Origin of the sequence: Pseudomonas silensiensis (genome assembly GCF_050434865.1) — a bacterium.
In the GTDB taxonomy this organism is placed as follows: Bacteria; Pseudomonadota; Gammaproteobacteria; order Pseudomonadales; family Pseudomonadaceae; genus Aquipseudomonas; species Aquipseudomonas fluorescens_W.
This window is the reverse complement of record NZ_JBNDJH010000011.1, coordinates 18,428-32,547: the sequence shown is the minus strand read 5'-3', so window position 1 is coordinate 32,547 and position 14,120 is coordinate 18,428. Positions and strand designations below refer to the sequence as shown.

At 60.4% G+C, this 14,120-nt stretch carries 14 protein-coding genes; 5 read left to right on the top strand and 9 right to left on the bottom strand.

The features are described 5' to 3' along the window. Positions 1-18 precede the first annotated feature (18 nt). Entirely contained in the window at positions 19-504 is a 486-nt protein-coding gene (locus QF010_RS17020; RefSeq protein WP_429533565.1) for a DMT family transporter, read from the top strand. A 79-nt stretch (positions 505-583) separates the two neighbouring features. Here QF010_RS17020 and QF010_RS17015 read toward each other — a convergent pair whose 3' ends face one another. The 4 genes from QF010_RS17015 to QF010_RS17000 all read right to left on the bottom strand — a co-directional run bounded on the left by QF010_RS17015 (position 584) and on the right by QF010_RS17000 (position 5,230). Next, entirely contained in the window at positions 584-1,915 is a 1,332-nt protein-coding gene (locus QF010_RS17015; protein WP_429533564.1) for an MFS transporter, read from the bottom strand. 183 nt (positions 1,916-2,098) lie between these two features. Beyond that, entirely contained in the window at positions 2,099-3,025 is a 927-nt protein-coding gene (locus QF010_RS17010) for a hydroxymethylglutaryl-CoA lyase (RefSeq protein ID WP_429533563.1), read from the bottom strand. Next, the gene (locus tag QF010_RS17005) at positions 3,022-4,215 is read right to left on the bottom strand and encodes a CaiB/BaiF CoA transferase family protein (protein WP_429533562.1); all 1,194 of its coding nucleotides are present in this window, start codon (positions 4,213-4,215) and stop codon (positions 3,022-3,024) included. Before QF010_RS17005 ends, QF010_RS17010 begins: the two co-directional genes overlap by 4 nt. A 106-nt stretch (positions 4,216-4,321) precedes the next feature. Further along, the gene (locus QF010_RS17000; protein WP_429533561.1) at positions 4,322-5,230 is read right to left on the bottom strand and encodes a LysR family transcriptional regulator; all 909 of its coding nucleotides are present in this window, start codon (positions 5,228-5,230) and stop codon (positions 4,322-4,324) included. A 239-nt stretch (positions 5,231-5,469) separates the two neighbouring features. Here QF010_RS17000 and QF010_RS16995 point away from each other — a divergent pair, with 239 nt between their 5' ends. Both QF010_RS16995 and QF010_RS16990 read left to right on the top strand, forming a co-directional pair. Beyond that, on the top strand, positions 5,470-6,705 hold the full coding sequence (locus QF010_RS16995) for an aminotransferase class I/II-fold pyridoxal phosphate-dependent enzyme (RefSeq protein WP_033061365.1): 1,236 nt from the start codon (positions 5,470-5,472) through the stop codon (positions 6,703-6,705). 21 nt (positions 6,706-6,726) lie between these two features. Further along, positions 6,727-7,893, top strand: a complete 1,167-nt coding sequence (locus QF010_RS16990; RefSeq protein WP_429533560.1) for an MFS transporter — start codon at positions 6,727-6,729, stop codon at positions 7,891-7,893. Here the strand turns inward: QF010_RS16990 and yiaY are convergent. Further along, positions 7,890-9,038: an L-threonine dehydrogenase gene (gene yiaY / locus QF010_RS16985; RefSeq protein WP_429533559.1), complete on the bottom strand. Its 1,149-nt coding sequence runs from the start codon at positions 9,036-9,038 to the stop codon at positions 7,890-7,892. The genes QF010_RS16990 and yiaY overlap by 4 nt on opposite strands. A 156-nt stretch (positions 9,039-9,194) precedes the next feature. Between yiaY and QF010_RS16980 the strand changes: the two genes are divergently transcribed. Beyond that, the gene (locus QF010_RS16980; RefSeq protein WP_033061360.1) at positions 9,195-10,214 is read left to right on the top strand and encodes a DUF4917 family protein; all 1,020 of its coding nucleotides are present in this window, start codon (positions 9,195-9,197) and stop codon (positions 10,212-10,214) included. 55 nt (positions 10,215-10,269) lie between these two features. On the opposite strand, the gene QF010_RS16975 is transcribed toward QF010_RS16980, so the two are convergent. From QF010_RS16975 to QF010_RS16965, 3 genes are all read right to left on the bottom strand, one after another. Then, complete coding sequence (locus tag QF010_RS16975) at positions 10,270-10,614, bottom strand: YegP family protein (RefSeq protein ID WP_033061359.1); 345 nt, start codon at positions 10,612-10,614, stop codon at positions 10,270-10,272. Positions 10,615-10,785: 171 nt separating this feature from the next. Next, a complete protein-coding gene (locus tag QF010_RS16970) occupies positions 10,786-11,091 on the bottom strand; it encodes a ribbon-helix-helix domain-containing protein (protein WP_033061357.1) in 306 nt (101 codons plus the stop codon). A 14-nt stretch (positions 11,092-11,105) separates the two neighbouring features. Beyond that, complete coding sequence (locus QF010_RS16965) at positions 11,106-11,687, bottom strand: DJ-1/PfpI family protein (RefSeq protein WP_008152949.1); 582 nt, start codon at positions 11,685-11,687, stop codon at positions 11,106-11,108. A gap of 212 nt (positions 11,688-11,899) precedes the next feature. Between QF010_RS16965 and QF010_RS16960 the strand changes: the two genes are divergently transcribed. After that, on the top strand, positions 11,900-12,814 hold the full coding sequence (locus QF010_RS16960; RefSeq protein WP_429533558.1) for a DMT family transporter: 915 nt from the start codon (positions 11,900-11,902) through the stop codon (positions 12,812-12,814). On the opposite strand, the gene QF010_RS16955 is transcribed toward QF010_RS16960, so the two are convergent. Further along, the gene (locus tag QF010_RS16955; RefSeq protein ID WP_429533557.1) at positions 12,804-14,030 is read right to left on the bottom strand and encodes a class I SAM-dependent methyltransferase; all 1,227 of its coding nucleotides are present in this window, start codon (positions 14,028-14,030) and stop codon (positions 12,804-12,806) included. The genes QF010_RS16960 and QF010_RS16955 overlap by 11 nt on opposite strands. Positions 14,031-14,120: the final 90 nt, after the last annotated feature.

Below are 14,120 nucleotides of genomic sequence, written 5' to 3'. Positions count from 1 at the left end.
ACCTGTTGGAGAATCTTCATGAGTACGTTGCATTGGGCCGGGCTGTTGCTGCTGGCCGTGATAGCCGGGGCGGTGGTGCCTTTTCAAAGCGCAATCAACGCCAACCTCGGGCGCGGCTTGGGCCATCCGTTGTGGGCGACTCTCGCGTCGTTGTTGGTGAGTATTGTGGTGTTGCTGCCGGTGATGTTGGCGCTGCGTTTGCCGTTGCCGTCGCTGGCGTTCATCAGCAAGGCGCCGCTGTGGATATGGACCGGTGGCGCGTTTGGGGTGTGCTTTATTTCATTGGCGCTGATGTTGCTGCCCAAGCTCGGGGCATCGGGGTTTATTGCGTTGGCGCTGGCGGGACAGGTGGTGGCGTCGCTGGTGCTGGATCACTTCGGGTGGTTTGGGTTGGTGGAGCGGGAGATGACGTTGCCGCGGGTGTTTGGGGCGGTGTTGTTGATAGCAGGCGTGGCGTTGATTCAGTTCAGTGCCACACCGGTTAAAGGGGTGATCACGACTTGAAGATCAAAAGATCGCAGGCTGCGCCAGCTCCTACAGGGATGCGTGGTCCATGTAGGGGCTGAGGTAGCCTGCGAAACCTTTAAAACTTGTCGAGCGTGCGCAGCTTCTGCGGCAACCCCCACAGCAGCAGCGCGACGGCGATCAGTGCAGCGACGCCGATAACATACAGTGCTGGCGTGGTGCTGCCCGTCAGGTCTTTGATCCGCCCCACCATCACCGGGCTGACGATGCCGCCGAACTGGCCGAGGGTGTTGATGACTGCGATCCCGCCAGCAGCCCCTGCGCCAGCACCGGCCAGCAGTTTGGGCGGCAGGGTCCAGAAACTCGGGATGGACGCGATAATCCCGGCACCGAGCAAGCCCAGCGCGACAATCAGGAAGGTCGTGTGGTTAGCGAAGATCCCCGCACAGAAGAACCCCACCGCACCCACCGCAACCAGACCTGCGACAAACTTGCGCCGCTCACCGGTCGCGTCGGACAACCGCCCGATCACCACCATGCTGATCGCGCCGCAGATGTAAGGGATGGCGGTCAGTAAACCAATCATCACCGGGCTCTCGGTACCGGCGCTGCGAATCAGTTGCGGGGCCCAGAAGTTCAAGCCGTAGGACGCCACCTGAATCAGGAAGTAGATCAGCCCGAGGGTCAGGAAACCCGGAATCCGCAGTGCGGCGAGCAACGAGCCGCCACTCTTGTGCGGTTCATGGTGCGCGATGCGGCTGGCCAGCAGCGTTTTCTCGGATGGCGTCAGCCAATGGGCGTCTTCGATGCGGTCCTTGAGCAACGTCAGCACCAGCAAGCCAAGGCCAATGCAAGGCACGCCGCCCAGCAGAAACAGCCAGTGCCAGCCGCGCATATCCATAAAACCGTCGAGGTGTTGCAGCACCAGCCCGGAGAACGGTGCGCCGACCAGGCCGGCAAACGCCGACGACAGAAACAACATCGACGTGATGCGTCCGCGATAGTGCTGCGGGAACCACAGCGTCAGGTAATACAGGACTCCCGGCGCAAAACCGGCCTCCATCGCACCGATCACAAAGCGCAGCGCGTAGAACTGCCATTCGCTATTGACGAAGACCATGGCCGCAGTAGCGAGGCCCCAGGACATCATGATCCGGGCGATCCAGCGCCGGGCGCCGACCTTGTACAGCATCATGTTGCTCGGCACTTCGAAGATCACGTAACCGACCACAAATAACCCGGCGCCGAGGCCGTAAGCGGTGTCGCTCAGGCTCAGGTCGGCCTGCAACTGGAACTTGGCGAAGCTGATGTTGATGCGGTCGAAAAATGCGAACAGGTAGCAGACCATAATCAACGGCATCAGGCGCCAGGCGACTTTGCTGACCAGGGCTTTTTCTTCGTCGTGGCTAACGGACGGGCTCGCGCCCGCCTCCAGTACATTAAGGCTCATGATGGTTCTCCAGGCGGACTGCCCGTGGGTGTCCGATTGTTTTTGTTGTCTGGTTGAGAGGCTTTGTGGACGCTTTTACTGTAGGAGTGAGCCTGCTCGCGATGACGGAGTCATATCCGACATCGCATGAACTGACCCACCGCTATCGCGAGCAGGCTCACTCCCACAGGGTTTTGAGTTGGGTCAGGAAGGCACTGGATGCAGATCGCAATTGCGTCCGGCTTTGGCCAGCTGACCGGGCACTTCGTGGCCCAGCAGCGCGGGTAATCCTCGCGACAATTGCAGCAACAGCGGCAGATCGATGCCGGTATGAATGCCGATTTCATCGCACAGGTTGACCAGATCTTCAGTACAAATATTGCCCGAGGCGCCCGGCGCGAACGGGCAACCGCCGAGCCCGCCGAGGGCCGCGTCGAAGCGTCGGGCACCGGCCTCATAGGCGGCCAGCACGTTGCATAAACCGAGGCCGCGAGTGTTGTGGAAATGCAGGGTCAGATCAGCCGGCGAAACTCGCTGCAAGACCCGCCGCACCAGACGATCAACCTGCCGCGGATTGGCCATGCCAGTAGTGTCGGCCAAGGTAATGCCCCGAATCCCGAGTTCCTGATAGGCCTCGACGATTTGCAGCACGCGATCCTCATCGATCTTGCCTTCAAACGGACAGCCGAAGGTGGTGGCGATGCTGGCGTTGAGTCGCACCTTCGTCCCTTGGACGTATTGCACGATCTCGCCGAACGCGGCCAATGAGGCTTCGCAACGCATGCGCATGTTGGCCAGGTTGTGGGTCTGGCTGGCGGACATCACCAGGTTCAACTCGTCGGCCTTCGTCGCCAGCGCCCGTTGCGCGCCTTTCAGGTTGGGGATCAACGCGACGTAGATCACCCCCGGTTGCCGGGCGATGCCCTTGAACACCAGCTCACCATCGCGCAGCGCCGGAATCGCCTTGGGGGAAACGAACGAGCCGGCTTCGATGCGGCTGAAACCGGCCAGCGACAGCTGATCGATCAAGGCAATCTTGTCGACGGTTTCGACCCAGGTCGGCTCGATCTGCAAGCCATCGCGGGGGGAGACTTCCTGAACAATCAGGGTCTCGGAAAAATCAGTGATCATTGCACCACCCCTTGAGCTTTTAGTCGTTCGATGTCCGAACCGGTAAGGCCCAGTCCCGCGAGGATGCCGTCGGTGTGCTGGCCCAACGCAGGTCCGGACCAGTTCACGCCACCGGGCGTCTCGGACATTTTCGGCACAATGCCGGGCATCTTCACCGTGGCACCGCCCGGCAAGTCGGCGTTGAGCAGCATGTCCCGCGCCTGATAGTGCGGATCGGCGACGATGTCGGCGACTGAATAGATGCGCCCGGCCGGGACTTCGGCAGCTTCCAGTGCCGACAACACCTCGTCGATCGGCAGGCTGCTGGTCCAGTGAGTGATCGCCGCGTCGAGCACGTTGCTCTTGGCAGCACGCCCGTCGTTATGGGCAAACTCCGGCGCATCGGCCAGATCACGGCGACCGATGACGTCCATCAGGCGCTTGTAAATCGGGTCGCTGTTGCCGGCGATCACCACATAAGCGCCATCGGCTGTCAGGTAAGTATTGGACGGCGCGATGCCTGGCAAGGCGCCGCCGCTGCGCTCACGAACGTGGCCGAGCATGTCGTATTCCGGCACCAGGCTTTCCATGACATTGAACACACTTTCAGCCAGGGACACATCGACGACTTGCCCACCGCCCTGCCCGGTCTTGACCCGCAGCAGCGACATCAAGGCACCGATCACCGCGTGCAGCGAAGCCAGGGAATCACCGAGGCTGACGCCCACCCGAGCCGGCGGTGAACCGGGGGTGCCGGTGGTGTAGCGGATCCCGCCCATGGCCTCGCCAATCGCACCGAACCCCGGACGATCGCGGTACGGGCCGGTCTGGCCATAACCGGAAATACGCACCAGCGTCAGGTTGGGATTGAGGGCGTGCAAGACATCCCAGCCCAAGCCGAGTTTCTCCAGAGCGCCGGGACGCAGGTTTTCGATCAACACGTCGGCGCTGCTCGCCAGTTGCTTGACCAGTTCGATGCCTTCGGGGGATTTCAGATTCAGCGCCAGGGACTTCTTGTTTCGCGATTGCAGGTACCACCACAGCGACGTGCCTTCGTGCAGCTTGCGCCATTTGCGCAGCGGATCGCCCTGACCCATGGCTTCGATCTTGATCACTTCGGCGCCGAACTCGGCGAGCATGCGCGCGGCGAACGGCGCGGCGATCAGCGTACCGATCTCGATCACTTTGATTGCACTTAAGGGGGCAGTCATCGCGGGGTACCTCATGTTGTTCTTGGAATATGAGCCAAGGCTAGAGGACCACGGGTGAAGGAATCCAACCTTCAGTTGGCAACGTTCGTTCGCGAAACGCGAACGCTCAACCCGCTCCGCGCAAATGCTCGAACAACATCCGGCTCACCGGCGACAGCGCCGCCTCATCGCGCACCACCAGAACCAACGCACGATCCGACCAGTCATCCGTCAACGGCACCGCGTGCAAGCCCAGTGCCCGGCCAAACAGTTCATAGGCCTTTTGCGGCAGGATGCCGATGCCCATGTTGGCCTGGACCATCCGGCACATCGCATCGAAACCCGGTACATGAATCCGTAGCCGCAGCACTTTGCCGGCCTCTCGCGCGGCCGCATGAGTTCGCATATTGATCGAACTGGCGGAGTGCAGACCGACGTAATCGCTGCCCAGCGTATCGGCGAAGGCCAGGCTGGAACGACTCGCCAACGCATGATCGGGCAGCATCAACACCATCAGTTTGTCCTGTCGATAAAGCACGCTGTGCAGACCTTTGACGTCACTGTCACTGGAGCAGATCCCAAGGTCGGCCACGCCATCCAGCACACCCTGAATCACCCCGCTGCTGGGGCGTTCTTCGAGGTCGGTCTTGACCTCAGGATGACGCTCGGAAAAGTCCCGCAGGTCTTCGGGTAGAAACTGGATGATTGCCGACAGGTTGGCGAGCATCCGCACATAGCCGCGGATACCGTGGCTGTGTTCGCCCAGTTCGAGCCCCATTTTCTCGACGTTGAACAGCATCTGCCGGGCATGGTGCAACAAGGTTTCACCGGCCGGCGTCAGGGTCATGCCCTTGGCCTGGCGCACGAACAGACTGATGCCCAGCGCTTCCTCCAACTCCATCAGCCGCTTGCTGGCGGCCGACACGGCGATGGCTTCACGGGCGGCGGCACGGGTCAGCGTGCCCTCCTCATGAACGGCGACAAACAGCTGGAGAGTGATCAGGTCGAGGCGGCGGATCAGGCTTTTTTGCAGCATGGAGGGCTCGATGACTTCTGTTCGACTGAGTCGGCAGGATAGCCCGGTTTCTCCGCGACTCGGCAAAGCATTTAGCCCACAACATCACGAGGCATCGCCCTACACATAAATCTCTTGTAACACTCAGCCGTACCGGAAACAGCCGATTCAAAGCCTCCGCCGCGCTCTGTAAAGTCTGGAAACACACACGAACTGCAACACACCCATGGATCGTTTCACTCAAGGAAAGTCATCTTCACATGGACCAGACAGCACACGCGGCAAACCGCTACACCAACTACCGCAAAGTCATCGCGTTGGCCGACCACGATTGGGAGAGCGCTGAAGCCGGGAAAATTTCAGGGCTTAACGTCGAAATCAAAAGTGCCAACCGGATGCTCGATCAGCACGGGCGCGCGTTTCATCATTTCTGCACGACGTCATACCTGGGCCTGGATCACCATCCCGACATTCTCGACGGCGCCATAAATACCCTGTGGGAAGCCGGCACCCTACGCGTCGCCAATTCAAAGAACCGCTGCAAGCTGGCCATTCTGGAACAGTACGAAACCGAACTGTCCGAGTTGTTCGGCGCCAGCTGCCTGAGCACCTTGTCGTGCAGTGCGGCGAGTGCCGGAATCCTGCCGCTGCTGGCCAGCGGCGTGTTCACGGACAACCGCCCTCCCGTGATGGTCTTCGACCGGTTGGCGCATTACTCGATGAATCACCTCAAAGCCGCCTGCGCCGATGAAACCACGGTCGTGACCTGCCCTCATAACGACATGGATTTTCTCGAGAAGCAGTGCCAGCAGCACCGCACCGTCGCGTATGTCGCCGACAGCGCCTACAGCATGGGCGGGGTCGCGGACCTGGATAGTCTTTTGTATCTGAAGGACCGCTATGGGTTGTTTCTCTATCTGGACGATTCCCACGCGCTGTCCGCCGTCGGAACATCGGGCGCAGGCCTCGTGCGCCCCAGGTTGCATGCACTGGAGGATGACTGCCTGATCGTCGCCTCGCTGGCCAAGTCGTTTGGCGCCAGCGGTGGTCTGGTGATGCTGGGTAATGAACGGCAGAAGAAGCTCATTGCCCGTTACGGCGGCCCCAGCAATTGGTCGCAAAGCCTGAACAGTGCAGCCATTGGCGCGGGCAGAGCGTCCATCCTGCTTCATCGCACGCTGGAATTTGCCGCGTTGCAGGAAAAACTTCAGGTTAATATCCGGCTGTTCGACAGCCTCATACGCACCGATCAATACAACAGCAATATGGCTATTCGTCTGGTCAACTGCGGCGAAGCAGCGCTGGCCAACAACATCGCCATGGAACTGGCCAATCACGGTTTCTTCACCTCGGCCGTGTTTTTTCCGGTGGTCGCACAAGGCAAGGCAGCCATCAGAATCACCCTGCGCGCCGACATGGAGCCGACGCTGATCCGCCACTTTTGTGAACTCATTTCCGAGCTTTTACGCACCCAAGGCCGGGAAATCGGCTGTTGAACTGAAATCAGGGAAGATTCAATGAAGAGCAGCACCACCCTCCTCGTCACTTGCTGCACGGTTTTCCTCGCCCAGTTGGGCATGAGCATTTACCTGCCGGCGCTGCCGGACATGGCCCGGGATCTGTCCGCCGACGCCTCGCAGGTGTCCTGGGGGCTGGCGGTGTATCTGATCGGCATGGCGTTGCCGATGTTGTTCTGGGGCAGTCTTGGCCAGCGCATCGGCCGCAAACCGGTGCTGCTCGCCGCGCTGGGTATCTACGGGCTGGGCAATCTGGCCCTGCCCCTGAGCCAGAAGCTTGAGTCGTTCCTGGCGTTTCGACTGATTCAGGGCATTGGCGCCAGCGGCATTTCGGTCATGGCCCGGGTGCTGATCCGCGACAGTTTCCGCGGCGAGCTGCTGGCCAAGGCGTTGTCCTGGATTTCGATTTCCTTTGTGGTCGCGCTGGGGATCGGTCAATACCTGGGGTCGATCATTCAGGTGGCGCTGCGCTGGCCAGCGATTTTCTACCTGTTGGGTACTGTGAGTCTGATGATGGGGGTGGTCGTGGCTCGGGTGACGTTCCCGGTGCTGGCCGAGGAGAATGCCCCGTCATCCGCCTGGCCGAGCTACTGGCGCATTTTGCGTCATCGAGCCTTTCTGTTGCCGGCCCTCACCGGCGGCCTTGGGTACGGGGTGATTGTGGCGTTCAACACCGCAGCGCCGCTAATTCTGCAAGGACCGTTCAACTGGTCGGCCGTGGAATACGGGTTGTTGGGCTGGCCGATCAGTGCGGCGTATTTTCTGGGGGCTTTGGCGGTCAATGGCTTTGTACTTCGCACCGGTCAACGCGGATTGATGACGGCGGGCGTAGGGCTGGTGCTGGCTGGCAGCGCAGTGATGTTGCTGGGGAGTCTGGTGGGCACTTCAGTGGCGCTGCTGTTCTGGTTGCCCTATTGCGTTGCGGTGTTCGGCCAGTCTTTGACTTACCCGATCAGCCTGTCCCTGGCCAATGACGGTTCGCCGGTCGGCGGTGCGTATGCGATGGCGTTGAGCGGTTTCATTCATCAACTGATGGCTGCCGTTATCGGCGGGATCGCCAGTTTGATCGCGAGCCCGCAAGCATGGCCGCTTTCACTGTTGTGTACCTTGCTGGCATTGGGCGCGATGCTCTGCGTGATGCTCGCGCCCGGTCGCAAGACTTCCTAGAAGGCGCTGCGGAAAATCTCCTCGATCTGGCGCTGATCCGCCACGCGAGGATTGGTCAGGCCGCACGCGTCTTTCAAGGCATTGGTGGCGAGGGTCGGGATGTCGTTGAGCTTGGCGCCGAGTTCACGCAAACCGGCGGGAATTTCCACGTCTCTGGACAGGCTGCGGATCGCCACGATGGCCGCCTGGGCGCCCGCTTCCGGGGTGAAACCGTGAACATTGGCGCCCATCGCAAGGGCGACATCAGTAAGGCGATCGGCGCAAACCAGCGCGTTAAAGCTTTGTACGTGGGGCAGCAGTACCGCGTTGCACACACCATGAGGCAAGTCGTAGAACCCGCCCAACTGATGAGCCATGGCGTGGACATAACCCAGGGATGCGTTATTGAACGCCATGCCGGCGAGGAACTGCGCGTACGCCATGTTTTCCCGCGCGGCCATGTCACTGCCGTCGCGGACGGCCAGGCGCAGGTTGTTGCTGATCAACGTGATCGCCTTCAGTGCGCAGGCATCGGTGATTGGATTGGCCGCCGTGGAAACGTAGGCTTCGATGGCGTGGGTCAGTGCGTCCATGCCAGTGGCAGCCGTCAGGCCCTTGGGCATGGCGACCATCAGCGCCGGGTCGTTGACCGACAACAACGGCGTGACGTTGCGATCGACAATAGCCATTTTCACGTGACGGGATTCATCGGTGATGATGCAGAAACGGGTCATCTCGCTGGCCGTGCCGGCGGTAGTGTTGATGGCGATCAGCGGCAGTTGTGGCTGGGTGGATTGATCGACGCCTTCGTAATCGCGAATCTGCCCGCCGTTGGTTGCGCATAACGCGATGCCTTTGGCGCAGTCATGGGGCGAACCGCCGCCCAGGGACACAACGAAATCACAGCGGGTTTCTTTCAGCAGACCCAGGCCGCTCTCGACGTTGGCCATGCTCGGGTTGGGCTTGGCGCCGTCGAAAATCACCGAATCGATGTCCTGCATCGCCAGTTTCTCGGCAATCATCTTCGCTACGCCCGCCTTGGCCAGCCCGGCGTCGGTGACGATCAGCGCCTTGCGAAAACCGTACTTGCGAATGGCGTCCATGGCTTCGTCGAGGCAACCGATGCCCATGATATTCACGGAAGGGATGAAAAACGTGCTGCTCATGAGCGAGTCTCCTGGCTGAGGCCGAACCGGTAGCGCCGATCCAGCGGGTACCCACAGGATCGACCTATCGGTCTCGCAGTAACTTGATCTGGCTCAAGTCTTGGTCGTGATAAAGTCGCCGCCCATCAGACCTTCTGCTTTGAGACTTTGAACGCAATGACCGATTTCCAGGATGTTGATGCCCAACTTGAAGACTGGAACGCCTTGCGCGCCACCGCCTCGTTCAGCGGCCTGCTGGTGGGCAACGGCGCCAGTCGCGCCGTGTGGGACGACTTCGGCTACGACTCGCTGTTCGAAAACGCCCGTACCGTCGAAGAAAAACCCCTGAGCCAGTCTGAGCTGAGCGTGTTCGACGCGATGCAGACGCGCAGCTTCGAGCAGGTGCTCAGCGCGCTGAAAACCACCAGCCGGGTCAACAAAGCCCTGGCCGTGAGTTCCGCCGCACCACGCAATCGTTACTACGCGATCAAGGAAGCGCTGATCAACACCGTACACGCGGTGCATATCCCGTGGCGGCTGGTGGTGCCTTCGACGCTGGCGACGATCAATCAGGAACTGGGTCGCTATCGGACGGTGTTCACCACCAACTACGACTTGCTCAACTACTGGTCGATCCAGCACCAGCCTGATGCGATCAGCGACCTGTTTCAGGGTGCAGAATCAAGCTTTGATCTGAGCACCACGGCGACCGATAAAACCCGCCTGCTTTATCTGCACGGCGGGTTGCATCTGGTGCGCAATCAGGACGGCACGGCGCGCAAACTGATGTCGACCGAGGGCACGTTGCTCGGCAGTTTCGCGATCAACAACACGATCAAGACCCTCGACGACGTGCCGCTGTTCGTCAATGAAGGTCCGGCGCAGGACAAGCTCAAGACCATTCGCAGCTCGGACTATCTGTCGTTCTGCTACGACCAGTTACTTGGCCATGGCGACGGCTTGTGCCTGTTTGGCCATGCCCTGGGCGAGCAGGACAGCCACATTATTCACGCCTTGCGCCAGGCGAAACCGCCTGTGGTGGCGATCTCGATTTATCCGCGCAGCAAAGCGTTCATTCAGCACCAGAAGCGGCACTACGCGAAGGTGTTTGAGGGCACCGGGAGTGAGTTGCGGTTTTTTGATTCGAAGACGCATGCGCTGGGCAGCCCGAAGCTGACGGTGCCGGTCGAGGTCTGAATGTGATGATCGTTCCCGCGCTCTGCGTGGGAACGATCTCGGATCAGCGGTATGTTTAGAGCACCGGCAAGGTTTTGTCCTTGATCACCGTGGTCGGCCCGTTGGCCTTCACGCTGGCAATGCCTTTCTCCAGCGCAGCAGGGGAGGAGTAAGCCTCGCTGCTACCGATGATCTCGTGGTTACCAGCCTTGAGGTTGAAGTAAGGATGGCCATCCTTGGTGGTTTTCTTCTCGTAGCGTTCATCTTTGGGGCTGTTGCTCTGAACCGCCACGATGCCTTTGTCAGCGGCCGCGCGGGTGGTGTACAGCTCGCTGGTCAGAATGGTTTCCGCGTTGGCGGCCTTCAGTACAAATTTGAACTGACCATTGCTGCTTTTGCTCACTTCATACCATCCAGACATGCTCTTTCTCCTTGGCAATTGAGAGGTTTCGCGCTTCAGAGTAAAGACCAACCCCAGACATCTGTCGCCTGTACCGGCCCCATCGCGAGCAGGCTCACTCCTACAATGGAAATGCGATCCCCTGTAGGAGTGAGCCTGCTCGCGATGGGGCCGGTGAAGATGGCGCCCCCCCTACTTCACCACCGCGCGCACCACCGATAATTCCGGTGGCTGCACCCGTCGCTGACTCAGGTACCGCGTACAGCTGACCCGCAAAAACGAGGCGAAATTCACCACTTCGCCGCGGTAGTCCATCACCTCTTCATACAGCTTGGCGATCAACTGGTTGGTGGTCATGCCGTCGGCCTCGGCGATTTCGCTGAGGATGTCCCAGAACTGATTCTCCAGCCGCAGGGTGGTGACCACCCCGCAGATGCGCAGCGAGCGGGAGCGCGACTCGTAGAGAATCGGATCGGCTTTGACGTAGAGCTCGCACATGGAAAGGTCCCTCGTTACAGCGTGATTTTGGTGCCCAGCAACCCGAGGAAACCGGCGAGCCAGCTCGGGTGCGCCGGCCAGGCTGGCGCAGTCGCCAGATTGCCTTGTACGTGACCTTCCGTCACCGGAATATCGATGAACGTACCGCCGGCCAGGCGCACTTCCGGGGCACAGGCCGGGTAGGCGCTGCACTCGCGACCTTCGAGAATCCCCGCGGCCGCCAGCAATTGAGCACCGTGACACACGGCAGCGATCGGTTTGCCGGCCTTGTCGAACGCTCGCACCAGTTCCAGGACTTTTTCGTTCAGGCGCAGGTACTCCGGCGCACGACCGCCCGGCACCAGCAGGGCGTCGTAGTCCTCGGACTTGACCTTGGCGAAGTCGAAGTTCAGGGCAAACAGGTGACCGGGTTTTTCGCTGTAAGTCTGGTCGCCTTCGAAGTCATGGATCGCCGTGCGCACGGTCTGACCAGCGGTTTTGTCCGGGCAAACGGCGTGCACCGTGTGGCCAACCATCAGCAGCGCCTGAAATGGCACCATCACTTCGTAGTCTTCGACGTAATCGCCGACCAGCATCAGAATTTTTTTAGCCGCCATGGGGAGGACTCCTCTGGGAAATACGTGGGCCTGCAGGAGTATTCAAAGTAGTCCTTATCTGCGGGGTCGGGTAATAACCAGCTACTACCTGATGGACCGCGATGGCGTCCTCAAACTGTACGGATAACTCTGCACCTAGCTGTAACAGAGCAACGCCCACGGTTTATGGCTAGATGAAGGTCTTCCCGCCACCCTCGATTCTGGTTGCCATCATGTCCTCGCGCGAAAACACCGGCATGGCCCTCGGCCTGCTCGGCGTTGTGATCTTCAGCCTCACCCTGCCCTTCACACGGATCGTCGTGCAGGAACTCCATCCGCTGCTCAACGGCCTGGGCCGTGCGCTGTTCGCGGCGGTTCCGGCGGCGCTGCTGTTGCTATGGCGTCGGGAGAAGTGGCCGACGTGGAAACAGGTCAAAGGCCTGACCCTGGTGATTGCCGGGGTGATCCTCGGTTTCCCGGTGTTGTCGGCCTGGGCCATGCAAACCTTGCCGGCGTCCCACGGTGCACTGGTCAACGGCTTACAGCCGTTGTGCGTGGCGCTGTACGCGGCGTGGTTGTCCCACGAACGACCGTCGAAAGCCTTCTGGGCTTGCGCCGCGCTGGGCAGTGCGCTGGTGCTGGGGTATGCGTTGATCAGCGGTGCCGGCAGCATTCAGGCCGGTGATTTGCTGATGCTCGGGGCGATTGCCGTGGGCGGTTTGGGGTACGCCGAGGGCGGCCGATTGGCCAAGGAGATGGGCGGTTGGCAAGTGATCTGCTGGGCGCTGGTGCTGTCGACGCCATTGCTGATCGGGCCGGTGATGTACCTGGCACTGCAACATCAGGGCGAGATTTCGGCCAAGACCTGGTGGGCCTTCGGTTACGTCTCGCTGTTCTCGCAGTTCATCGGTTTCTTTGCCTGGTACGCCGGGCTGGCGATGGGCGGCATTGCCCGGGTCAGTCAGATCCAGCTGTTGCAGATCTTCTTCACCATCGCCTTTTCGGCGCTGTTCTTCGGCGAACACATCGAGCCGATCACCTGGCTGTTTGCCGCCGGGGTGATCGTGACCGTGATGTTGGGACGCAAGACCGCCGTGCGCCCGGCGCAACCGGGCACGTTACCGGCAGGGATTCAGGTCAAGCCTTAGCAACCAGCAACCCATCGGCCCGCAGCAGGGTTTCGAGGCAATGTTCGCTGATGTGGTAGAAATCCTTCAGTTCCTGAATCTTCACCAACAGCTGGGCCGGATCGACCGGCTCGGCACGCTTGACCGCCAGGATCATCTTGTTCTTGTTGGTGTGGTCCAGTGAGATGAACTCGAACACCTTGGTCTCGTAACCGCAGGCTTCCAGGAACAACGCACGCAAACTGTCGGTGACCATTTCCGCTTGCTGGCCCAAATGCAGACCGTATTGCAGCATCGGCTTGAGCAGCGCCGGGCTCTGGATCTGCAGGCGGATCTGCTTGTGGCAGCACGGCGAGCACATGATGATCGAGGCGCCGGAACGAATACCGGTGTGGATCGCGTAGTCGGTGGCGATGTCACAGGCATGCAGCGCGATCATCACGTCCAGCTCGCTCGGCGCCACGCTGCGCACATCACCGCACTTGAACACCAGCCCCGGATGTTCGAGCTTTGCGGCTGCGGCGTTGCACAAATCCACCATCTCTTCGCGCAGTTCGACGCCGGTCACAATGCCTTCGGCCTTCAGGGTGTTGCGCAGGTAGTCATGGATCGCGAATGTCAGGTAACCCTTGCCCGAGCCGAAGTCCGCCACCTGAACCGGTTTGTCCAGCGCCAGTGGTGACGTGGTCAGCGCGTGGCTGAAGACTTCGATGAACTTGTTGATCTGCTTCCACTTGCGCGACATCGCCGGGATCAGCTCGTGCTTGCTGTTCGTCACACCAAGGTCGGCAAGGAACGGCCGGCTCAGGTCGAGAAAGCGGTTCTTCTCGCGGTTGTGCTCGGCGGATGGCACTTCACGCAATTGCTGAGGTTTGCTCTTGAACAGCGAAGACTTGCCCTTTTTGCTGTATTCCAGCTGAGCTTCATCCGTCAGCGACAGCAAATGCGCATTTTTGAACGATGCCGGCAAGAGTGCGGCGATGGTCGCTACGCCCTCGGCAATCGGCAAATTCTTGGTGATGTCGCGCGTCTTGTAGCGGTAGACGAAGGACAGGCAGGGCTGATCCTTGACCGTCAGCTGTTTGATGATCAGCCGCTGCAAATCCACTTCAGTGCCGACGTACTTGGCCAGCACCAGTTTGATGAAGGCGTTATCGTCGAGGCTGGTTTGCAGCAAGTCGATGAACTGGGCGTGGTGATCCGGCGCGAGGCTGGCGGGAGTGGCGGTGACAGACATGGGAAAAACGGCCTCGGGCGGTGCGGATCGGGGAATGGCGGGTATTTTAGGGGGGATGGGGGTTGGGGACACGCAGTTATTTACCGAACG